Source organism: Agrobacterium larrymoorei, from assembly GCF_013322225.1.
Lineage (GTDB): Bacteria > Pseudomonadota > Alphaproteobacteria > Rhizobiales > Rhizobiaceae > Agrobacterium > Agrobacterium larrymoorei_A.
On record NZ_JAAMFB010000009.1, the window covers coordinates 166,670 to 188,367 of the forward strand.

Sequence of the window (21,698 nt, forward strand, 5' to 3'; positions counted from 1 at the left end):
TGCGGAATTGCGTAAAAACAAAGAGCTAGAGAGGTTTGCTTTTCAAAGAAATGCGGAACAGCTCTAGTGGTATGACGCCGCAGCGTATTGCCACGGCGTCAGCATTGGCAATTACTCGACGGTGACGTCGGTCAGCTTCAGGCGGTTGTCTGGCGCAGGTACGAAGCCCTTGACCCTTTTGCTGATGCCGTAGATCGCGTTGGTGTTGTAAAGCGGAAGCTCAAGCGCCTTCTCGGCGGTATACTTGCCGATTTCCTTGAGGATCTTCTCACGCTCGGAACGGTCCGTCAGTGGGCGCTGGGATTCCAGCAGCTTGTCCAGCGTCTCGTCCTTTTCGTATGGGTTCCACTTTTCACCGGAGTGGTACATGGAATAGGCCGTGTTGTCGTAATCGAACGTCCAGCCGCCCCACTTCTGCTGGAACATCGCGCCGGTCTTACCCTGCGGGATGATGTCGTTCAGCAGTACGTTGGTTTCGTAAGGCTTGATGGTGGCGGTGATGCCGACCATCTGGAGGTAGCTGGCAACGACCTGCGCCACTTCGTTCATCGTCGCGTCATTGCCGCGAATGTCGATCTGCAATGTCGCACCCGACTTTACGCCAGCTTCCGCTAGAAGCTTCTTTGCGCCTTCCGGATCATAAGCAACGGGCTTCAGGTCTGGATCGTAGCCGAAGGACAGGGCACTCTGGAAGCTTGCGATTTCCGAGCCCTGACCGGCAAGGATAGACTTGACGATCGTGCCGCGATCCACTGCCATGATGATGGCCTGGCGAACCTTCGGGTCCTTGGTGATGCCGTCGCGCGTGTTGAAGCGCAGCGCATCGACAGTCGGGCCGGGAACGCTGACGATTTCGAGGTTGGAATCGCCCTGCACGACCGGGATCATGCCGATTGGAATGGTCGGCGGAATGACGAGATCGACGCGGCCTGCCTGAAGCTCGGCAACGGCAGTCGCAGGCTCTGCGATGAAACGGTATTCGAGTTCGGAAAGCTTCGGCGCACCGCCCCAGTAATCCGGGTTGGCTTCCAGCTTGATGTTGACCTTCGGTGCATAGGACACGAACTTGAACGCACCGGTGCCGACAGGGTTGAGGTTGAAGTTGTCTTCGCCCTTTTCCTTGATGTATTTCGGCGGAACGATCATTGCGCCGTAACCGGCAAGCTTCGTCAGAAGAACCGGATCGGGCGACTTGAGCTTCATGTCTACCGTGTTTTCGTCCACGATATCGACGCTGGCAATGGCCGTATAGTTGGAACGCTGCGGACCCTTGGCGCCTTCTTCGCCGAGTAGACGGTCGAAGGTAAACTTCACGGCTTCCGCGTTGAAGGGCTCGCCATTGTGGAACTTCACGTTCTGGCGAAGCTTGAAGCGGATACGCTTGCCTTCGTCCAATTCTTCCCAGGATTCAGCAAGGCCGGGAACCAGCTTCAGGTCTGGTCCGCGGTAGGTCAGGCCATCGAAGATATTGGTGGAGACGGCAGCCCACTGCACCAGAAACGTATCTATGGGATCCCAGCTGCCCGGGTCCTGTGGGCTGGAAATCGTCATCTTGCCCGCGGCAAGTGCTGGCGAAGCTGCAAATGCAACGCCGGACAGTGCCAGTGCGGTAAGAGCAGCACTCATTCCCCTTTTGATTTTTCTCATCTTCTGTTTCCTCTTCAGATGGTGTGAAAGGTGGTTTGTTCAGGCACTTCTGGCGATGAAATGGCCCGGATTGATTTCCTCATGGTGAAGGATCGGCGGCTCGTCTCCGACCTTTCGAACCGGGTTCGGAATGTCGCCTTCGATGAGTGTGCTCTTGCGCTCAACCGTCGGGTCGGCGACCGGCACTGCGGAAAGCAGGCGGCGGGTGTAGTCGTGCATCGGCGTCTCGAACACCTGACGGCGGCTGCCCATTTCCATGATCTGGCCAAGATAAAGCACCGCGACCCGGTGGCTCATCTTCTCCACCACGGCCATATCATGGCTAATGAACAGATAGGCGAGACCGCGTTCGGCCTGCAAATCCATGAACAGATTGATGATCTGTGCCTGAATAGAGACATCGAGCGCTGAAAGCGCTTCGTCCGCAATGATGAGCTTCGGATCGGAAGCCAGTGCGCGAGCGATGCAGACACGCTGGCGCTGCCCGCCGGAAAACTCATGCGGATAGCGGTCAGCATGTTCGGATGACAGGCCGACGCGCTCCAGCAATTCATCCACGCGGCGACGAACGTTCTTGGAGCCAAGGATGAGGCCATGCGTGTTGATCGGCTCGGCAATCGAAAATCCGACGGTCTTGCGCGGATCGAGCGAGGCAAACGGGTCTTGGAAGATGTACTGCACTTCCTGCCGGACGCGAAAACGCTCGGAAGCAGACATCAGCGAATAAATCTTGCCATTGAAGGAAATCTCGCCGGATAGCGACTTCTGCAATTGCTGGATCGTGCGTCCAATGGTCGATTTTCCAGAGCCGGATTCACCTACTAGAGCCAGCGTTTCCCCCGGATGGATATCGAAGCTGACATTCTGGACCGCGCTCAGGCGATGTGTTGCCTTGCCGAAAAGGTTCTTGCGAATGTCGAAGCGCACGAAAAGATCGCGTACCGAAAGCAGCGGCGGATCGTCGTAGCGCGCCGTGTGCTGGATACGCTCTTCACCGACCGTCTTCGGTTCGCCATCTTCCAGAACAGTCAGAGGCATGCGCTTGGGGAAATCTTCACCCCTGAGACTGCCGAGTTTCGGTACGGCAGAGAGAAGCGCGCGGGTGTAGGGATGCTTCGGATTGGCAAAGATTTCGCGAACTGGGCCTTCCTCGACCTTCTTTCCCTTCCACATAACCACGACATCATCGGCCATTTCTGCAACGACGCCCATGTCATGGGTGATGAAGACCATTCCCATGCCGAGATCTTTTTGCAGATCGCGCATGATATTGAGGATTTGCGCTTGTATGGTTACGTCGAGCGCCGTTGTCGGTTCGTCCGCGATCAGCAGCTTCGGGCGGCAGGCCAGTGCCATGGCGATCATCACACGCTGGCGCATGCCGCCGGACAGCTGGTGCGGATAGCGCTTTAGAAGTGCCTCCGCATCCGGCAGGCGCACCATTTCCAAAAGGCGCTGCGCTTCCGCCATGGCGGCGGTCTTGGTCAGCTTTTCGTGCAGTTGCAAAACTTCGCAAATCTGGTCGCCAATGGTGAAGACCGGGTTCAGTGACGTCATCGGCTCCTGGAAGATCATTGCGATCTCCTTGCCGCGAATGGCGCGCATGTCCTTTTGCGAAACCTGCAGCAAATCCTTGCCGTTGAAGGTGATGCTGCCGCTCTCGAAGTTTGCGCCCATCATGTCCGCCAGTCGCATGACGGAGAGCGAGGTGACGGATTTGCCGGAGCCGGATTCTCCGACAACAGCAACTGTCCTTCCCGGCGCGACGCTGAAGGAAAGATTTTCCACCACGCGATTGTCACCGAAACGGACCGTCAAATCCAAGACGGAAAGAAGCGGGCTTGAGATATCTGTTGCGTTCGTCACGGTTTGATCTCTACTTTAGAAGGGTATGCCGAAGAGACGCGGCAAATATGTCCGAAAAAATTGTCAGGCCCGACTGCGGAATAATGCCCCTAATTATTTCGGTGAGGTCTTTCTAACATAAACGACAATGTTATCCATATTGTTGATCAATATTTTTTGTTGCGCTCTACAATAATCTTTTCAAGGCGCAAAGGGATTCGGCATCTACCCGGCAGCTCTAACATTTTGCTCGTTCAGCTTGTCCTTACGTTGTATGGCGAGGCATGGTGATCCTGTAGGGAATCAAATGCTTTGGCAAAGCCCGAGCGGGGAAATCGAATGAAGCAGGCTAAACTCGCAAAAACCAATGTCGCCCAATCGGCGACCGGTCAGGAAACGACACTGACGCTGGCTGAAGCGACTGCCGCCGGTATTCGTGAACGCGTCGTTTCCGGTGTTCTGCCGCCCGGTAGTCATTTGTCCGAAGTAGCGTTATGCGAGGAATTGCAGATTTCTCGCAATACTTTGCGAGAAGTCTTTCGTCTTTTGACGAAAGAGGGTGTTCTGCGACACGAGGCCAATCGCGGCGTATTTGTATCGACGCCGAGCATATCCACGATCATGGATATCTATCGGGTGCGGCGTGTCATCGAATGTCCAGCCATAGCCGGAGCGCATGCAAGCCATCCCAGCGTCAAAAAGATGCGCGCGGCGGTCGAAGATGCGAACGCATTTCGTAGCGCCGGAGAATGGCTGCGTGTGGGAAGCGCCGATATCGCCTTCCATTTGGCAATCGTTGAGTTGGCCGATAGCCCCCGTCTATCGGCGTTTTACGCGCAGGTGTCTTTGGAGTTGCGCCTCGTGTTCGGTCTGCTTCGTGACCCTGAATATTTGCATGGTCCCTTTATAGAGCAGAATGCGGCTATTCTTGCTCATCTGGAAAATGGGCAGCCATCGGAAGCCGCCCGACTTTTGGAAGATTATTTACTACGTGCAGAACGATTTATTCTCGCTGCCTATTCGCGGGTGACAAAAGCATAACATCCGGTAGAAACCTGTCTGGCAGCTAATCCGCTTTGGTCATCTTGGTGTCTCAAGAAAAAATGACGGATAAGAAGTTGAATTAGTAATTACTAAATTTAAGGATACTAATGGTATTGATCGAAACGTTATTGTTATCGGGGGTGCTTAGCATTGTTCGCCGTGTTTGAATGTGTTGCAGTACAACATGATCGCCGGATAGTGGTGCTGGCAGGAGTTATTATTCTGCTGGGGATGCTGTCCTGCTTTAACCTCATGCTGCGGGCCGAGGATAGCCCGCCGAAACGACGGCCATACTGGCTGGCAATCGGGGCCTTCGCGTCCGGTCTTAGCGTGTGGGGTACACATTTCATCGCGATGCTTGCATACCAGGGCAGCGTGCCGATTGGTTTCGATTTCCCTTTCACGGCAGTTTCGGCACTTATAGCCGTTCTCGGTTTTTGGATATGCCTTACTGTTCATTCTGAAACGGTCAAATCTCCGGCTGTAGCAGGTGCCATTGTTACGCTAACCGTTGCTGCCATGCATTTTATGGGGATGCAGGGCATGCAGGTTGCCGCGACCGTAAGGTATGAGTGGACGCCTATTCTGGTGGGAACGGTGGTTGCTGCCGCGCTATTTTCGGCGTCGTTCTGGCAGTTCGGGCGTTCGCAGGGCTGGCGGCGCGTAACGTCGTCATCGTTTTTTGCTATAATAGGTGTTCTGGCGCTGCATTTCACAGCAATGTCATCAACCATCCTTTTGCCCGATCCCGGCCTGCAAGGCCCCAGCACTGGTGGGTCTGACCGAATGTTACTGGTCGTGGCAATCAGTGGCGTCACTTTCGCTATTCTTGCGATTACCGCTGCCGCCGCCCTTATCGACCGATATCTCGTCGATCTCAAGGGTTTGGTAGATGCAACCTTGAACGGTATCGCCGTGGTGCGGGACGGTTATATCGTTGAGGTCAATACTCGCTTTGCGGATCTCTTCGAAGATCAGGACACGAGTTTCATCGGACGTAAGGTGGAAGAGTTTCTCCTTGCCGAAGACGGTTTGCCTGCGGACTTGCCGAGAATTGCCGCAGTGGAAGCAATGCCGAAGGTTGGCGACAAAACACGGCATTTCGAGCTTGCCGTTCGTACCATCGAGTATCGTGGACGCCCCTCGCAGGTCCTTGCCGTGCGAGATCTAACCGAAAAGCGGCGTGCGCAAAGACAAATCGAATATCTTGCGCGCTATGACATCCTGACCGGGCTCGCCAACCGTTCGCTGTTCCATGAGCGCTTGAGCATGCAGATATCCAAGTTGAATGCGGGGGAGGGGTTTGCGCTACTGGCGCTCGATCTTGACCGGTTCAAAACGGTGAATGACCTTTTCGGCCATGCTGAAGGCGACCGCGTGCTGAAGGATGTCGCCTGTATTCTCAGGGACTGCGTTCGCCCCGGTGATCTTGTGGCGCGGCTGGGTGGTGATGAATTTGCGATCATGACGTCCAGCGGAACGTCCCGTGACGATGCCAAGGAGTTGGGTGAGCGCATTCTTTCCGGATTTCGTCTCAAGATGGACGCTGTCAGCGATCCGACCGCTGTGGGCGTGACCATTGGCATCGCCAATTTTCCAACAGACGGTGACGACAACGAGACACTGATGCACGCCGCAGACATGGCGCTTTATCGCGCAAAGCTGAATGGCCGTGGCGTCGTTGCCTTTTATGATCCCGTTATGGATCAGGAAACCCGCGAACGCCGCCGCCTCGAATCTGATTTGCGGCAGGCTATCAGCCGAAACGAACTGGAGCTGCTCTATCAACCCGTCCATTCGGTAGAAACAGGGGCTCTGGCAGGTTACGAAGCACTTGTGCGCTGGCGTCACTCCACGCGCGGATCCGTGCCGCCAGACGTTTTCATTCCCATCGCGGAAGAGACCGGTTTCATCATTGCGCTGGGCGAATGGATACTGAACGAAGCCTGCTCGGCAGCGGTAAATTGGGAGCCGCACCTCAGGATTGCCGTGAATATCTCGCCGGTTCAGTTTTCAGTGAATAGTCTCGTCTACACGATCTGCTCCACGCTTGAAAAAACCGGGCTGTCTCCGAAACGTCTGGAGTTGGAAGTCACCGAATCCGCGTTGCTGAAGGATAGAATGTCCACCCTTGCAACGATGCGTCAGCTGAAGGCGCTCGGAATAACGATTGTCATGGACGATTTCGGCACGGGCTATTCTTCCTTGAGCAATCTGCGAAGCTTCCCCTTCGACAAGATCAAGATCGACCGAAGCTTCATTGCCGCCATGAAAGAGGATGAGAACGCACATTCCATCGTCCGCGCCATCATCGGCCTCGGCCGCAGTCTCGACCTTCCTGTCACCGCAGAGGGTATCGAGACTGACAGTCAGTATCGCATGGTCATGGACGAAGGCTGCACGCAAGCTCAGGGCTACCTGTTCGGAAAGCCTTGCTCGCTCGTTCAGCAAAAGCGTTTGGTGGGGGAAGCGGTCTCTAGCTGACTTCCTGGTTTCAAGACTTGTCATCAAGACTGCGCTCGTGTTCCCGCAGTATCGTTGGACATCGTTAAGATGCCATCTAATTAGATCATGTTGGCTGCGCCGTGCGCAGCTTTTTGCTTAATTTTTAGCCCGCGTCGGCAACTGTCGTGAAAATGCAGCGTCATTCGACTTGGCACGCAGATTGCATTTCACGCTTGTATGCAAGACAGAAACGCGGAACACGCTCTTCACAACTCTATCGAAACGTCGGTCATCTCGGGCATCCTATCCGCACGAATCAAGCCGGGCGCTCGATTGGCGAGACCGAACTGGCGGTGCTATTCGGTGTTTCGCGGACTTTGATCCGGGAAGCGATGCTGAAGTTGCAGGGCAGAGGCATCGTCACTGTCAAGCCGAGACGCGGATGGTACGTGGTCGAGCCTTCGGCAGAGGAGGCTATGAAGGTTTACTCCGCGCGTCGTGTCATCGAATTCGGGCTGTTACGCAACATGTCTGTTCTTTCCGACGCAGGACGCGCCATCCTTGAAGAACACCTCGCCGAAGAAAAGCGGTCAATGGCGGAGGGCGACAGGCAGCGCTTGACTGTCTTGATGGGTGATTTTCACATTCGCATTGCCGAGATCGCAGGCAACGAGATCATCGTGGAAACACTGCGAAACCTTACCGCCCGCACCGTTCTTATTTCGATGCTCTACCAGTCCGACTTCCACGCCGCCCAGTCGCATGAAGGTCATTGCCGAATATTCGAGGCAATGGTGGCTGGTGATTTCAAAAGCGCCGCCGAATTCGCGATCCTGCATCTCGACGAGGTTGAAACCGGCCTTGATCTTTCCCGTCCGCTCGATCCGCTGGCGGACCTTCGTAACTCTCTTTCTCTACCTTCCATCACCTCACTTGAAAGGACGTAATATGTTGAACAGACGCTTATTTCTGACCATTGCCACGCTTGCGGCGGGCCTCAATTTTTCCGCTCCGTCTTTTGCGGACGCGCTTTCGGATATTTCCAGCCGTGGAACAATCCGTGTGGCTGTCCCTCAGGACTTTCCACCTTTTGGTAGCGTCAGTGCCGATATGACCCCACAGGGTTACGATATCGATGTTGCGAACCTGATCGGTGAAAAGCTTGGCGTGAAGGTCGAGCTTGTGCCCGTGACGAGCGCGAACCGCATCCCCTATCTCCAGACAAACAAGGTCGATCTGGTTATTTCCAGCCTGGGCAAAAACCCGGATCGTGAAAAGGTGATTGACTTCACGATTGCCTACGCGCCGTTTTTCAACGGCGTGTTCGCTCCTGCAGACGTTGCCGTTACCAAAGCGGAAGATCTGGCCGGAAAGACCGTCGGCGTCACCAGAGGAGCGGTCGAAGATCTGGAATTGACCAAGGTTGCCCCGACGGACACGACAATCAAGCGGTATGAAGACAATAACGGAACGATCTCGGCTTTCCTGTCGGGGCAGGTAGAGGCCGTTGCCACAGGTAACGTCGTCGCCGCCGCTATTCTTGAGAGAAACCCGCCGAAGCGGCCTGAAATGAAGTTCCTGATCAAGAACTCCCCTTGCTACATTGGCCTCAACAAAAACGAGCCTGCTTTGCTGAAGAAAGTCGACGATATCATCGAAGCGGCGAAAGCCGATGGTTCGCTGAACCAGATCGCCCAAAAGTGGTTGAAGACCGATCTTCCTAAGGACCTTTAAACCAGTTCGCCGTGCCTTGCCGCATTCCCTTGATGCGGCAGGGTAAAGGTCGTCAGGGGAGAATTTGTTTTGAATTACACCTTTGAATTCGGATGGCTTGCCGAATATTACCCGCAAATTTTAAAAGGCATTGTGATCACGCTTCAGTTGATCGCAGTCGGCGGCGTTATCGGCATCGCTCTTGGTACGGTATGCGCCTGGACCCGAGCGCTCGGCCCCCGCTGGGCAAAGCCCATCGTCGCAACTTATGTCGAGCTTATTCGCAACACACCGTTTTTGATCCAGCTATTTTTCATATTTTTCGGATTGCCATCGCTTGGTTTGCAAATGTCGGAACTAACCGCAGCGAACATAGCGATGATCATAAATCTCGGTGCCTACAGTTGTGAGATCATCCGAGCCGGTATCCAGGCAACGCCGAAAGGACAATTCGAAGCAGGTGCAAGCCTGGCGATGAGCCGTTTCGAAACTTTTCGGCACGTGGTCCTTGTGCCGTCGCTTCAGCGCATCTGGCCAGCCCTATCGTCTCAGGTCGTCATCGTCATGCTGGGATCTTCAGTCGTATCGCAAATTGCGGCCGAAGACCTGACGTTTGCCGCTAATTTCATTCAGTCGCGAACGTTCCGGGCTTTCGAGGCCTATGCCGTGTCGACTGTTATCTACCTGTTTCTGGCGGTCCTGCTGCGCTGGGTTCTTACTCAGGTCGGTAACATGATTTTTCCACGGAGGGCGTCGCGATGATCGAGTTTACCACTTGGGATATCCTCAGAAATCTTCTGCTGGCGGCGCGGTGGACTATCCTTCTGTCGCTCGTCTCCTTTGTGGGCGGTGCGATCATTGCTCTCGGCCTTTTGTTTTTGCGCATTTCAAAGAAAAAGTCGCTTCGCGTATTCGTCAAATACTATGTCGAGGTGTTTCAGGGTACGCCGCTGCTGATGCAGCTCTTCATGGTGTTCTTCGGCCTTGGTCTCTTCGGGGTAAACGTTGCAGCCTGGTTAGCTGCCGGGTTCACGCTGATCCTCTGGGCGGCTGCGTTTCTGACTGAAATCTGGCGCGGTTGCGTGGAGTCGATTGCGAAGGGCCAGTGGGAAGCGTCCTCCAGTCTCGCTATGGGTCGTTTCCAGCAAATGCGCCACATCATCCTTCCGCAAGCGCTGCGTGTCGCCGTTCCGCCCACGGTTGGGTTTTCGGTCCAGGTGATAAAAGGCACTGCCGTCACCTCCATCATCGGATTTGTAGAGCTATCGAAGGCCGGGACGGTCGTGACCAATGCCACCTTCCAACCATTCACTGTCTACGGGCTCGTCGCCCTGATCTACTTTGCGCTGTGCTGGCCTCTCTCGAAAAGCAGCCAGATGCTTGAAAGGAAACTCAATGTCGCTCATCGAAATCACTGAAGTTCGCAAGAGCTACGGCGCCAACGAAGTGTTGAAGGGCATCAATCTCGATATCGAGCCGGGCGAAGTCATTGCGATCATCGGCAAGAGCGGTTCGGGAAAATCCACTCTGCTCCGCTGCATCAACGGCCTCGAACAGATTTCGGACGGCAGCATCTCGGTCGCCGGTGCGCAACTGCTCGATGACGACCTTCACCTCAAGGCACTTCGCCTGAAGGTCGGAATGATTTTCCAGCAATTCAATCTGTTTCCGCATCTCACCGTGGGCGGAAATGTAATCGTGTCTCAAACGGTCGTGAAAAAGACGCCGAAGGCAGAAGCGGAAGTCGTGGCCCGCAAGATGCTTGAGCGTGTCGGGCTCGCTCACAAATTCGATGCTTATCCCGACGAACTTTCCGGAGGTCAACAGCAGCGTGTGGCAATCGCCCGCGCTCTGGCCATGCAACCCATGGCGCTGTTGTGTGATGAGATCACCTCGGCACTTGATCCCGAACTGGTGGCAGAGGTGCTATCGGTTGTGAGGGAATTGGCGTCAGAGGGAATGACCTTGGTCATGGTCACCCACGAAATGAAGTTTGCGCGCGATGTATGCTCGCGAGTGGTCTTCATGCACGAGGGAAAAGTCCATGAAATCGGGCCGCCCGGGAGTGTTTTCGCTAATCCGCAGACCCAGGAGTTGAAACAGTTTCTGGGTGTTCTTTAATCGACAATGAACTGGCCCTCATTTTTAGGGGCCAGTATTGCAGCGTCAGTTATACATCTCGGAAAGAACGGTGGTAATCAGCCTGTGGTCTTCGACGTCAGGCACGCCGCTGACGCCAATTGTGTCGATGAGTGTGCCGCCTTTTAAGATGATCGGAAAGCCGCCTCCGCTTGCGACATAATCTTCTGCAGGAATACGGAAGCGAGCATTGAGATCGTAGCCGTCGCGTTCCGACTCCAGGCGGATAAGCAGCGAGCTTTTGTGAAAGCGGTGCGCCACGGCGCATTTGCGGCGGGTCCAGTCAAAATTATCGATCGTCGAACCCGAAATCAGGCTGGCGAACACGACATCCGTGCCGTGACGAACTTCGATTGCGACGGGCATGGCTTTCGAGGCCGCGACTTGCCGGATACGGCTACCGATCTCCCACGCAACATCGTAGTTGAACTTCGTCAACCGCAGCCGCTCCTGTTCCGCGACCAGCTCGGCAATCGTTGGTTCGACTATGGTCATCAATCAGTTCCCTACTGGCTCGGACCAACTGCTGGATACAGTCCAGCCAAGCCAGTTACCCGATTGAAGCGTCGTTGTCAGCTACCCGCATGGTAGTGCTTGCTGTTCGTAGTTTCCGCAGCAGCGCGAGATAGGGCGTCTTCACAACACTGGAAAGTGAAATAGCGTCTTCCAGTGCCCACTCAGCACCCGTCAGAACATCGACGTATTTTTGATTGGCGAGCTCTCTGGGCAGGGCAATGCTGGTCTCATCGAACGGAGACGTCCCGCGCTGAAGTGAATCCAGAACCAGACGAGGTGCGATGACGATTACAGCGTCGTCCGATGTCTGCCTTGCAAACGATACCACGTGGCTTGTTCCTCTTCCTGTCGCAGACAAAGGCAGATAGTCGCCCTTTCTGAAAAGGTCGGGTGCGGCTTTGCGCAGATTAAGCACCAAGGCGATGAGGTGCTGCTTGATCGCAGGGTCGATCTTTTCACCGGTGAGACTAATTTTCGCCGGCTGTGCGTCAAGACGCTTCGATAAGGCGTCGAAATCTGGCATGCGCCTGTTATCGGGATCGACCAGACTGAAATCCAGCCCGTCGCACCCCTGATAAATGTCGGCTACACCCGGTGCCGTCAGTTTGATCAGGGTTTGTGAAAGGCTGTTTGAAAGCCCGGCCTCCATGAAGACAGCGCTTGTCTCCTGAAAGTCCTTTAGAAAGGCGATGTTTTCTGGTGCTAGAAGCTTCTCCACATAGGCCAGTACCGCCTGCTCATAAGCGTCGCTGCTGTCACCCCAGTTCGTGCGTAGCTTCGCTTCGCGGAGTGCTTTCTCGACATAGGCAATGAAGCGCTCCTCAAGCGCTTCGAGGCCCTGTATATCGTTCGGCACGAGATTATGCGGCCAGACGCCGAGAAGAGCCTGATAAAGCATCCACTCGACCGACGCTTCAGGTGCTACACCGTCATCGAGGTACGTGCGTAACGATGCATTCATGCTTTGCCAGCGTTGAAATGCCCGCTGCCATTCCGTTGGAGCTTCTGTGACCGTGTAGAGCCGCGCCCGCGCATCCTCTCCGCGTTTGGTGTCATGTGTCGAGGTGGTGGAAAGCCCATCCGGCTGGCTTTGCAGTCTTTCGACCATCTCGTCATGGAAGCGATTGACTGAGTAGGTGCTTGGAAGTGGCTCCGCTCCTACCTCATTTAGGGCCAAGGCGGCATTCTGACGATAAAATAGCGTGTCCTCGACCGATTTCGCCATCAACGGGCCTGTCAGCTGCTGGAAACGAATCCGGAATTCACTTGCCAGTTGCTCTGTTTCAGACCTTGTTTCTCCACGCAAGAGGCGTTGAAAAGCTTTCAAAATCGTCTGATCCTGGGCATGCGCGCCGCTGTTGATCGTCTCGATCACCTCGGTCAGCACTCTATCGCTTTCAAGTGGTAAGCCTTCCGTTGTGCCGTAGGTCCGGTAGACGGGAAACGAGACGACCAGTTCTCGTAATGCCGCCGAGATATTATCCTCGCTCCACTGCTGAGCATGGGGTTCCGCTCGCAATATCTCCGTCGCCAACGATAGAAGCCTCAAAAACTCCCCCTTGAAATTATGGTCGGCCATCAAGACTTTTGCGTTGCGCAATTCCTCGCGCATGTCGATGTTCCGGCCCTTTGTTTCCGCATATGCGGCACGCAATTGATCCAGCTTTTCATCGTCTGTGAAGAGATTGCTGAGCGCGGCAATGAACTCATAACCCGTGGTGCCGGAGACCGGCCAGTCGGAGGGTAGCTGCTCCTCTTCGCCAAGAATCTTCTCGACTGTTATGTAGCAATCTGGGCCTACTTCTCGGCGGAGCCTTTCGAGGTAGCCTTTGGGATCAGCCAAACCATCGATGTGGTCGATGCGCAGGCCGGTAACAGAACCATTGCGAACGAGTTCCAATATAAGCCTGTGGCTATCGTTGAAGACCTTCTCGTCTTCCACGCGAATGCCCGCCAGACCGGTGACTTCAAAAAAGCGTCGATAGGAAAGATCGCGCTTCGCATCCCGCCAGCACATCAGACGATAAGCTTGCCGGTCGTGAATCTCGGAAATCTTCGACGTGTCAGCGGCCACGAGCAGTTCGCCTTCCTGATCAGCGATACTAACCGGATCGATAGGATAATAGGCGTTAAAGTAACGCAAGGCAGGCTTCCCATTCGATGGGTCCTGTTCGATGGTAATCTCGCCCATAGCCAGAGCTTCTTCGAAATCCTCTCCAAGCACGGGCAGCGTCAAGCGGCGGGACCAGTCGATATCGAAGTGGCCCGCGTATTCGCTATTCTTTCCATGCTCCAGCACATCCCGCCACCAGGAGTTCTCCAGCGATGCGGCCATGTGGTTCGGAACGATATCGAGGATGAGCTCTAATCCCTCCTCCTTCAGTTTTTTTACCAATCTCTCAAAGCCGTCTCGACCACCGATTGCGGGGTCGATTTCATTGGCATCGGTCACGTCATATCCATGGGTCGATCCGCTGGTGGCGGTGAAGATCGGCGACGCATATAAGTGGCTGATACCCAGCTTTTTCAGATAGGGGATGATTGCTGTCGCACGATCAAACGTCATGCCGTCGCGAAACTGAAGTCGGTACGTTGCTGTCGGAATGCTCATGGAAGGGTTCCAGTGGGAGATGACGCGAAACTTGATGCACGCGATCTTGTTCCATCTCGTGTCTGAGAAAACCCCTCTCTGGATATTGGTCATATTGTCGAAGCATTTGATTTCTTGAGCGCGAAACCATTTCAGAAGAGAGAAGTTAGACAGGCTCCTCTCATGTATCGGAAAGGCTTGTCTTTGTTCATGGATTTCGATTTTGGGCCAGTGGTCAGGAACGACGGGACGCTTTTTCGCATATGGGCGCCACTTCACAAAAGCATCTTGCTCAAGCTGGAGGATGGGCCCGAATATGAGATGCGGGCGGTTGGGGATGGCTGGTTCGAACGCCGTGCTGCGGAGGCAAAACCCGGTAGCCTCTATCGTTTCCAATTGCCGGACGGCCTTGAGATTCCAGACCCCGCATCCCGGTTTCAGCCCCGCGATGTCCATGGCCCCAGCGAGGTCATCGACCTTAACGCTTACCGCTGGAAGACCACTGGTTGGAAGGGGCGGCCCTTCGAGGAGATGGTCATCTATGAGCTTCATCCCGGCGCGTTCACGGAGCAGGGCGGTTTTCTGTCGATCATCCAGAAGCTGGAGCATCTTCAGCAGCTTGGCGTCACCGCAATTCAGCTTATGCCCATCAGCGATTTTCCCGGGCGTTACAATTGGGGTTACGATGGCGTTCTGCCCTACGCGCCTGAAAGCAGCTACGGGCGACCGGAACATCTGATGGCATTGGTGGATGAAGCCCACGCCCGTGGCATCTGCGTGTTTCTGGACGTGGTTTACAACCACTTCGGCTCAGATGGGAATTACATGCCTAGTTACGCTCCCATCTTCACCGATAATCATCACACGCCTTGGGGTGCAGGCGTGAACTATGACGGCGAAGGGTCACGCCACGTCCGCGAATTCATCATCCAGAATGCGATTTACTGGGTAAGTGCATACCAGTTGGATGGCCTTAGGCTAGACGCCGTCCATGCTGTCCAGGATGACAGCGAAGAGCATTTGCTCCACGAGCTTGCACGGCGGGTCCGTGAGGCAGCCGGCGATCGCCATGTTCATCTCATCGTGGAAAACGAGGATAATGACAGCGACTTGATAGGCAGAGCGGAGGATGGATCGCCAGAATTTTATACAGCACAGTGGAACGACGATATCCACCATGTGCTCCATATCGCGGCCACCGGCGAAACTTTTGGTTATTACCAGGACTATGCGGATGATAAGGAAAATCTCGGTTGGGCTCTGGCTGAAGGGTTTGTCTTTCAGGGAGAGCATATGCCCTACCGGGGAGACGAGCGGGGAAAGCCATCGCGGCATCTTCCACCAACCTCTTTCATCTCCTTCATTCAGAACCATGACCAGATTGGCAATCGTGCCATGGGTGATCGCATGTCGACGTATCGCCCTGAGCAGCCGTTGAAGGCAATCGCAGCGATTTACCTTCTGGCTCCGCAAATTCCCATGCTTTTCATGGGAGAGGAATGGGGTGCCGAGGAGCCCTTTCCCTTCTTTTGCGAGCTGAACGAGGATTTAAACGACAAGGTGCGAAAGGGACGACGAGAGGAATTATCTCGTCTCCCAGGCTTTGATGGCGACGATCTGCCAGACCCGATTGCCTACGAGACGTTTGCCTCTGCAAAGCTGGACTGGTCGAAAGCAGAGTTGCCATCATCGTTAGATATGCTTTCCTTCTACCGGTCGCTTATCGAAACCCGCCATCGCCATATCGTTCCACTCCTGAAAGGTGTAGAGGCGGGGCGTTTCGAGATGATCGGAGCGGCCGTGACCGTGACGTGGAAAACGGCAGACGATAAAGAATTACGCCTCTTGGCCAATCTTACGGATGAAGTGGTTACGATATCTGGCCTACAGGAGACTGAGCACATCTTTGCATATGGAAGTCTTGTGGCGGGGCAGCTTCAGCCGTGGACGGTTATCTGGAGCCTCGTGTGACGTCGCACTGTCCAAGATGATCGGTGTCTTGGCGGGTCCCCGGATTTTTGTGTCTTCGTACCACCAAGCACCATTAATCATTTAAGTGAATTCGTATATACGCATCCGTCAGAACATGTAATCTGTTGAAATCGTTCATGGCTATCGGATGCGGATTTGAAGATTTCTGTCATTTTGAAAACGCTTAATGAAGAAAAGCGTATCGCTGCGGCGATCGAAAGCGTGGTCACGGCATTGGAAGGGCTCGACGGTGAGATCATCGTTGCCGACAGCGGTTCGCGCGATAAAACAGTGGAGATTGCGTCGCGCTATCCGGTCGTGATCGCGCAGATCGAAGCTCCTGCGAAGCCGAGTTGCGGGATTGGGCCTCAGCTTGGGTTCCAGTACAGCAAGGGTGAGTTCATATGCCTGATGGACGGGGATATGCTGCTTGATCCTACGTTTTTAACCGCTGCGCTCGCCTATCTCGATGATAACCCCAAGGTGGCGGGTGTCAGTGGGCATGTGAATGAGGTCAATCTCGACAATCTCGAATTTACCCGCCGGGTGCAGCGAAATGCGCCGGAAAATCGAAGCGGAGAGCTTGATAGGCTAAACGGAGGCGGGCTTTATCGACGCTCGGCCATCGAAGAGGCGGGCTATTTTTCCGACCGTAATCTTCATGGTTATGAGGAATTCGATCTCGGTCAGCGCTTGCGGCTAAAGGGCTGGACGCTCTATCGGCTCGACAGGCGGTTCGTGGATCACTTTGGGCACAGCATCAACTCCTATGTGCTTTTGACGCGGCGCTGGTCGTCCAAATACCTAAGAGGCGTGGGCGAGTTGCTAAGGGCGGGAACGGAGCAGCGACGGGTAGATGTACTGACGAAGGAGCTCCCGGAAGTCCGGCTCTGGATAGGCGTCTATGCGTGGTGGATAGTACTGTTGCTGTGCTTCGTCGCGGGGTTCTTCAATGGTCTGGTTTTCCTCGCATTTCTGATCACGATTCTACTCCCTGTCATTTTGATGAGCATCAAGCAGCGAAGCGTTTCGCTCGGCATTTACGCCGTCGTGGCGTGGTGTTTCCATGCGGCGGCATTGCCGCTGGGGTTCTTTTGTCCCCGCCAAAAGCCGGATGCGTGGATCGAAAGCAGGCTGTTGAAATCGCGATGAGAAAAGCCTTTCTTGCGTGCCTTCTTTTTTGCCTGTCCATGAGCCCTGCCTCGTTTGCCGATGAATGGCTACCGATCAGGGTGCAGTCCCTGGAGCTACAAAGCGGCAGTCCGCTCGATTTCTCCGCACTTCTTCCAAACGAACCGATTGATGAGCAATCCCGCATCGTCGTTAATTCCGCCGGAAATCTGGCACGGGTTTCAGCCAGCGAAACGTCTCAGCGTTTCCTGTGCGCTTCGCTGGCCTGGAGCCCCGCCTCGGGCGGCTTCCCGGATCATGCGACGGCGGATCGCTATGCCGCTCAATTGAAGATGCACGGCTATAACATTGCCCGCTTCCACTACGTCGATGCTGCTTTGATGGAAGGCCGGGCGAACGATTTCGATTTCAACCCGGAGGTTCTCGACCGCATCCACTATCTGATGGCAGCGCTGAAGCGGAATGGGATCTACTGGATCATCGATGGCCTGAGTTCCTCGCGGGGGGCTTATGGCGGCTTTGATGATCGTTGGGAGGTGAAGGGCGATTCAAAGCTCGGCGCGCAGATCGATGATGTGGATTTCGATCACTGGCTTCGGTTCCAGCAACTGTTTCTCGCCAAGGTCAATCCCCATACGGGCATTGCGCCCATTCGCGATCCGGCGCTGGTGGCCATAGTGCCGTTCAACGAAAACGGCGTGGAATTCGATTCCATGATGCAGGAAGGCGTTCGCGGTTCCGTATTTTCCGAAAGATTGAAGCCGTTGTTCAACGACTGGCTTTTGGAAAAATACCGCACTGATCAAGCACTGTCGGCACATTGGGGCTGGTGGAAGGATGGCAATCTTTCGGATCGCTCCGTCGCTTTGCCAACGAACCGCTATGAGCGTAGCGAGCGTATGCGCGATCTTCAGTCGTTCTTCATCGACGTCGAGCAGCGCTCCGCCAGCCGCATGACGACAGCTCTCCGCGATCTAGGTTTCCGCGGCATCTTCCTTCCTTATAACAACTGGCCGACGATCCAGACGGGTGTAACTCGCCGTGCTCAGGAAGCGGTGGCGATGAATACCTATCAGGACTGGGTGGACGGCTACACGCCCGGCACCGGCATTCAGGGCAAAAGCTCGCTGGAGGATGGGCTTCTGTACCTGCGAACCATCGGTGCAGCGCGGTGGCTGGGTAAACCGTTTTTCGTCACGGAGTATGACCACCTGTTCTGGAACCCATACCGTTACGAAGCGGGGCTCGCCGCGCCAGCTTTTGCTGCTTTGCAGGGTTGGGATGGGCTGTGCAGACACGCACATGGCCCCATCATCTTGTCCTATGGTGAGGATTTCCCCCATAAGAAACAGATGCTCCCCTACGCGATTGCACTCGACCCGGTTGCCCGTGCCGGAGAAACGCTCGCCGCACTGATCTTTCGTAGGGGTGACGCCGCGCCCGCATCGCTTCAAATTCCGTTTCTGGTTGATGGTCGCTCCAACCTGTTAACGGGCGTCAACGATATGGAACCGGAAGTGCTGACGCGGCTTGGCCTGCTCGGTGCCATCGGGCTTCAGGGTCCAGAGAATCATTCGGAGGGTGAGGTAGCGGTTTCGCCGGTGCGGGATGGACAAACGCCGATGGGCATCGTTGCACGGCTCAAAAACGAAGGGAAACTCGGGGCTTCTCATCCATCTGATTTGGATAGCGGTCTTGTCCATAGCCAGACGGACGAACTTCAACTGAATGTGCCCGCGAAAAGCCTCGCTCTGCGCACTTCGATGACCCAGGCACTGGCCTTCAACGCGATCGACGCTTCGATTAACCTCGGTTCTGTGAGCTTGCAAGCGGCAGATGGGCGTGGCCTTTTTGCACTGTCTTCACTGGATGGATTGCCGCTTGGAGAGAGCAGAAAGCAGCTACTGATACTGGCTTCCGATGCGCGCAATACGGATATGGCATTCCGCGATCAGGACCAGACAATCATCGAAAACTTCGGTCGCCTTCCGGTATTGATCCGGCGTTTGCAAATCGGCGTCCGGCTTGAAGGCGACGGAGATTTCACCGTTTCGCCCGTAGGCCTCGACGGCCACGTCTACCCTGCAATCGTCACCACCGCCGGACGTGTGCCATTCACTCTGACCAACGATGCGCCCAACGGTCCAACCACGTACTTTTTGGTCGAGAAGAGATAACATCTTCTGTCAATAAAAATCCCGAACCAATCGGCTCCAGCTTTCACCGGCTATGCCGCCGATGTAGGCTTGTCCATTCGTCATTGCCTGCTTGAAGTTAGCGGATCTGGATGTTGCCGCAACCCCAGTGACATGTCTGTACCAGATATCCTTATGCGTGGAGAGTGAGGAGATCATCTCCGGTCGCAATTGTGCTGACGCGAAGGCAAAGCCTGACTTTTCCAGCGCTGCAAAGGCAGCGTCCAGCACACTGTCAGCTTTCCCGTCTTCGGCAAGGAAATCGAGAAACTGAGCCTCTCCGCCGTATCCACCGACAAACGAGAACACACCCACAATATCGCCATGCTCATCAAGGACTTGGGCGAGGGTCAATCTGCCTCGTCCGTCATCGCCGCTCGATGCATCGACAGTCCATTCCAGAACCTCAGCGCTATAAACGGGTGCGACGATGTTTTTGCTGAGGTAACGGTTGGCGTATTCCGCGTAAAGTGCCGGGGTTGCCTCGAAGACACTATGATCCGACGTCGATTTCGCCCCAAGCGACAGGGTCGTTTCAGCGAGCTTCCCGATGCCGACAAGCGACGATATCCGGTTTGCCAGCTTGCGCCTGACGAAGCCGATAGCGGAGGGCAGGGGTTTGAAAACTTTGTACCAGCGCAGCCCCTGTGCGTGGAGTTCAACACCGCCAATGGCTTTCAGGTGAGAAATGCTGACTGGTGCCGCACTGTCCGAGAAGCTGATCTGATTTCCTCTGGGACGTAGCTGAAATATGAGCGCTGCGATACTGCGCGGACTGGCATCCTCGGCGGCCATGAAGGCGCAGGCGAGCCGTGCGGTTACGGGCTCCTCGTCGATCCTGTAGCTCATCGGCAAAATTACCAGCGCGCTTTTCACGCTGCCGGCATTGTCCACCGATACCATGCTGCCATTCTCAGGCGAATAGTTCGGGTGGGTGAATAGAAGACGGGAGAGATAAGCATCGACGTCTTCCCGGACTGGCTTCGCATTTTTGCGGAATACCCATGTGAACAGCTCACCAATCTGCGAAACATCGGCGGGTTCTGCCGGTCTTATCCGGGTCGTTTGATCATCTGTCATACGCGGACCTCATGACTTTTTGACAGTGAGCGGGCAACATGGGCTTTCACGACCAGCCATGCAGCAATGACGATGCTGAGTTCGATGGCGTAAGCGGCAATGAATATCCCGTAGGGCGGCCAGACCCATGCGGCTATGCCGATCAGTATAGCGCCAATGCCGTTGGAAAGGTTCAAAACCCAAGCCCGCGATGAGTGTCTCCCAGCCGCACCCAAAAGATCGACGGCGATTGACCATATGGCGATCAAAACGATCAGCCACGCCATGATCTGGAGGAAGTGTGGCAGCGACACATATTCCGGACCGAAAATCAGTGGCATGAAAGACGCGGAGGCAAAGATCACGATGGCGGCGACGAGGCCCAGCCCAACGGCAACGCCCAACAGGCGGATGGTGAGGCGGAAAGCGTTATGGATGCCGGACATGCTGGCCACCGCAAGCCGGGGGTAGACGAGGCGGTTCAACGCATCGATAGCCATGTAGCTGCTATCCGTTATCCGCCTCGCCACACCATAGCTGCCAACCGTTTCGGCCCCAGCCACGAAACCCAGCACGAGCAGGTCGACGTTCTGACGAACGGCTCGGAAGATGAATGGCGTTGCGAATAGCAGTCCTAGCCTGATCTCATCACGGTCGACGTTATATTGAGGGCGACCAATTCGGAACGCGAAAAACGAATAAAGCGCAAGCGTGGAGAGGTGAGCGCCAAGTTGCCATGTCGCCCAGCTTTCCACGGTCGAAACTTGAAAGACGATGCATGCCGACACTGCAGCGATTGTGCGGATAAAAGCAAATCCCACCACAGAAGCGTTGGCCGCGCCGTATCTTGAATGCGCGAGAAAGATGCTTTCGCCGAGCATGATCAGCCGGACGAGGACGACATTGGTCAGCAGCAGTTGAAATGTAGTGGAAACATTTTCCCCCTGCGTCTGACCAAAGGAGAGAAACTCGGGCAGGATGAGCGTGCCGAGCGCGACGAGGACCGCACCGCTTGCAAATGTCAGAATAAGGTTATGGCCGAATATACTCGGAAAACACGCGGGGTCCTGTGGCACGCGACGCACCATGCATTCCGATGCTCCAAGCCCGCACAGATGCACGGCAATGCTGGTAATGGCGATGAAGGAAACGTAGCGCCCGAATTCTTCCGCGCCGAACGAGCGGGCCAAAATAGCAAAGGTAATAAGTTGGGCTGCGTTAGCGATTAACAGGCTGGCGGAGGATGCGCTATAAGACAGCAACATCCCTATCAACCTTGGCTTGTTCTTTTTTTCGCCCGTTCCCATCATTCATCTCCATACCGCGAAAAAGAACCGGCTCGTAAACCTTTTCTCAGCGTACTATGTGATTTAGTAGTTTCGTATATAATGAAAACGTTTCGT

General features: G+C 55.0%; 15 protein-coding genes and 1 pseudogene. 10 read left to right on the forward strand and 6 right to left on the reverse strand.

The features are described from left to right. Positions 1-111 precede the first annotated feature (111 nt). Together G6L28_RS04665 and G6L28_RS04670 are read right to left on the reverse strand one after the other, a co-directional pair. Positions 112-1,647, reverse strand: coding sequence for an ABC transporter substrate-binding protein (locus tag G6L28_RS04665; RefSeq protein WP_174062629.1), 1,536 nt, complete (start codon positions 1,645-1,647; stop codon positions 112-114). Positions 1,648-1,686: 39 nt separating this feature from the next. Continuing rightward, positions 1,687-3,513 carry a dipeptide ABC transporter ATP-binding protein gene (locus tag G6L28_RS04670; protein ID WP_174062630.1) on the reverse strand — a complete coding sequence of 609 codons (1,827 nt, stop codon included), beginning with the start codon at positions 3,511-3,513 and terminating at the stop codon, positions 1,687-1,689. A gap of 318 nt (positions 3,514-3,831) precedes the next feature. On the opposite strand from G6L28_RS04670, the gene G6L28_RS04675 reads away from it, so the two are divergent. The 7 genes and pseudogenes from G6L28_RS04675 to G6L28_RS04705 all read left to right on the forward strand — a co-directional run bounded on the left by G6L28_RS04675 (position 3,832) and on the right by G6L28_RS04705 (position 10,815). Continuing rightward, positions 3,832-4,533 (forward strand): GntR family transcriptional regulator, encoded by a 702-nt coding sequence (locus G6L28_RS04675; protein WP_174062631.1) that lies wholly within the window; start codon positions 3,832-3,834, stop codon positions 4,531-4,533. 153 nt (positions 4,534-4,686) lie between these two features. Continuing rightward, positions 4,687-7,020, forward strand: a complete 2,334-nt coding sequence (locus G6L28_RS04680; RefSeq protein WP_174062632.1) for an EAL domain-containing protein — start codon at positions 4,687-4,689, stop codon at positions 7,018-7,020. Positions 7,021-7,218: 198 nt separating this feature from the next. After that, positions 7,219-7,928 (forward strand): annotated as a pseudogene (locus G6L28_RS04685) (GntR family transcriptional regulator). Position 7,929: 1 nt separating this feature from the next. Next, entirely contained in the window at positions 7,930-8,715 is a 786-nt protein-coding gene (locus tag G6L28_RS04690; protein WP_174062633.1) for a transporter substrate-binding domain-containing protein, read from the forward strand. A gap of 69 nt (positions 8,716-8,784) precedes the next feature. Then, positions 8,785-9,456, forward strand: a complete 672-nt coding sequence (locus G6L28_RS04695) for an amino acid ABC transporter permease (protein WP_174062634.1) — start codon at positions 8,785-8,787, stop codon at positions 9,454-9,456. Next, a complete protein-coding gene (locus G6L28_RS04700) occupies positions 9,453-10,112 on the forward strand; it encodes an amino acid ABC transporter permease (RefSeq protein WP_174062635.1) in 660 nt (219 codons plus the stop codon). The genes G6L28_RS04695 and G6L28_RS04700 overlap by 4 nt, the downstream gene beginning before the upstream one ends. Further along, a complete protein-coding gene (locus G6L28_RS04705; RefSeq protein WP_174062636.1) occupies positions 10,090-10,815 on the forward strand; it encodes an amino acid ABC transporter ATP-binding protein in 726 nt (241 codons plus the stop codon). The genes G6L28_RS04700 and G6L28_RS04705 overlap by 23 nt, the downstream gene beginning before the upstream one ends. Before the next feature lie 45 nt (positions 10,816-10,860). Here the strand turns inward: G6L28_RS04705 and G6L28_RS04710 are convergent, their stop codons facing one another. Further along, positions 10,861-11,328, reverse strand: coding sequence for a heme-degrading domain-containing protein (locus tag G6L28_RS04710; RefSeq protein ID WP_174062637.1), 468 nt, complete (start codon positions 11,326-11,328; stop codon positions 10,861-10,863). A 55-nt stretch (positions 11,329-11,383) separates the two neighbouring features. Then, positions 11,384-13,960 (reverse strand): malto-oligosyltrehalose synthase, encoded by a 2,577-nt coding sequence (gene treY, locus G6L28_RS04715; RefSeq protein ID WP_174062638.1) that lies wholly within the window; start codon positions 13,958-13,960, stop codon positions 11,384-11,386. A 162-nt stretch (positions 13,961-14,122) separates the two neighbouring features. Between treY and treZ the strand changes: the two genes are divergently transcribed. From treZ to G6L28_RS04730, 3 genes are all read left to right on the forward strand, one after another. After that, complete coding sequence (treZ, locus tag G6L28_RS04720; RefSeq protein ID WP_425292653.1) at positions 14,123-15,910, forward strand: malto-oligosyltrehalose trehalohydrolase; 1,788 nt, start codon at positions 14,123-14,125, stop codon at positions 15,908-15,910. Between the two features lie 156 nt (positions 15,911-16,066). Then, the gene (locus tag G6L28_RS04725; protein WP_174062640.1) at positions 16,067-17,062 is read left to right on the forward strand and encodes a glycosyltransferase; all 996 of its coding nucleotides are present in this window, start codon (positions 16,067-16,069) and stop codon (positions 17,060-17,062) included. Then, a complete protein-coding gene (locus G6L28_RS04730; RefSeq protein ID WP_174062641.1) occupies positions 17,059-19,218 on the forward strand; it encodes a glycoside hydrolase in 2,160 nt (719 codons plus the stop codon). The genes G6L28_RS04725 and G6L28_RS04730 overlap by 4 nt, the downstream gene beginning before the upstream one ends. A 9-nt stretch (positions 19,219-19,227) precedes the next feature. On the opposite strand, the gene G6L28_RS04735 is transcribed toward G6L28_RS04730, so the two are convergent. Both G6L28_RS04735 and G6L28_RS04740 read right to left on the reverse strand, forming a co-directional pair. Further along, a complete protein-coding gene (locus tag G6L28_RS04735) occupies positions 19,228-20,316 on the reverse strand; it encodes a hypothetical protein (protein ID WP_174062642.1) in 1,089 nt (362 codons plus the stop codon). Beyond that, positions 20,313-21,602: a lipopolysaccharide biosynthesis protein gene (locus G6L28_RS04740; RefSeq protein WP_210265772.1), complete on the reverse strand. Its 1,290-nt coding sequence runs from the start codon at positions 21,600-21,602 to the stop codon at positions 20,313-20,315. Before G6L28_RS04740 ends, G6L28_RS04735 begins: the two co-directional genes overlap by 4 nt. Between the last annotated feature and the right edge of the window lie 96 nt (positions 21,603-21,698).

Excerpts from the sequence above, each read along its gene's own strand:
- G6L28_RS04665 (WP_174062629.1), bottom strand. The coding sequence starts at position 1,647 with ATGAGAAAAATCAAAAGGGGAATGAGTGCTGCTCTTACCGCACTGGCA.
- G6L28_RS04675 (WP_174062631.1), top strand. The coding sequence starts at position 3,832 with ATGAAGCAGGCTAAACTCGCAAAAACCAATGTCGCCCAATCGGCGACC.
- G6L28_RS04690 (WP_174062633.1), top strand. The coding sequence starts at position 7,930 with ATGTTGAACAGACGCTTATTTCTGACCATTGCCACGCTTGCGGCGGGC.
- G6L28_RS04700 (WP_174062635.1), top strand. The coding sequence starts at position 9,453 with ATGATCGAGTTTACCACTTGGGATATCCTCAGAAATCTTCTGCTGGCG.
- G6L28_RS04705 (WP_174062636.1), top strand. The coding sequence starts at position 10,090 with ATGTCGCTCATCGAAATCACTGAAGTTCGCAAGAGCTACGGCGCCAAC.
- G6L28_RS04710 (WP_174062637.1), bottom strand. The coding sequence starts at position 11,328 with ATGACCATAGTCGAACCAACGATTGCCGAGCTGGTCGCGGAACAGGAG.
- treY (WP_174062638.1), bottom strand. The coding sequence starts at position 13,960 with ATGAGCATTCCGACAGCAACGTACCGACTTCAGTTTCGCGACGGCATG.
- treZ (WP_425292653.1), top strand. The coding sequence starts at position 14,123 with ATGTATCGGAAAGGCTTGTCTTTGTTCATGGATTTCGATTTTGGGCCA.
- G6L28_RS04730 (WP_174062641.1), top strand. The coding sequence starts at position 17,059 with ATGAGAAAAGCCTTTCTTGCGTGCCTTCTTTTTTGCCTGTCCATGAGC.
- G6L28_RS04735 (WP_174062642.1), bottom strand. The coding sequence starts at position 20,316 with ATGACAGATGATCAAACGACCCGGATAAGACCGGCAGAACCCGCCGAT.
- G6L28_RS04740 (WP_210265772.1), bottom strand. The coding sequence starts at position 21,602 with ATGGGAACGGGCGAAAAAAAGAACAAGCCAAGGTTGATAGGGATGTTG.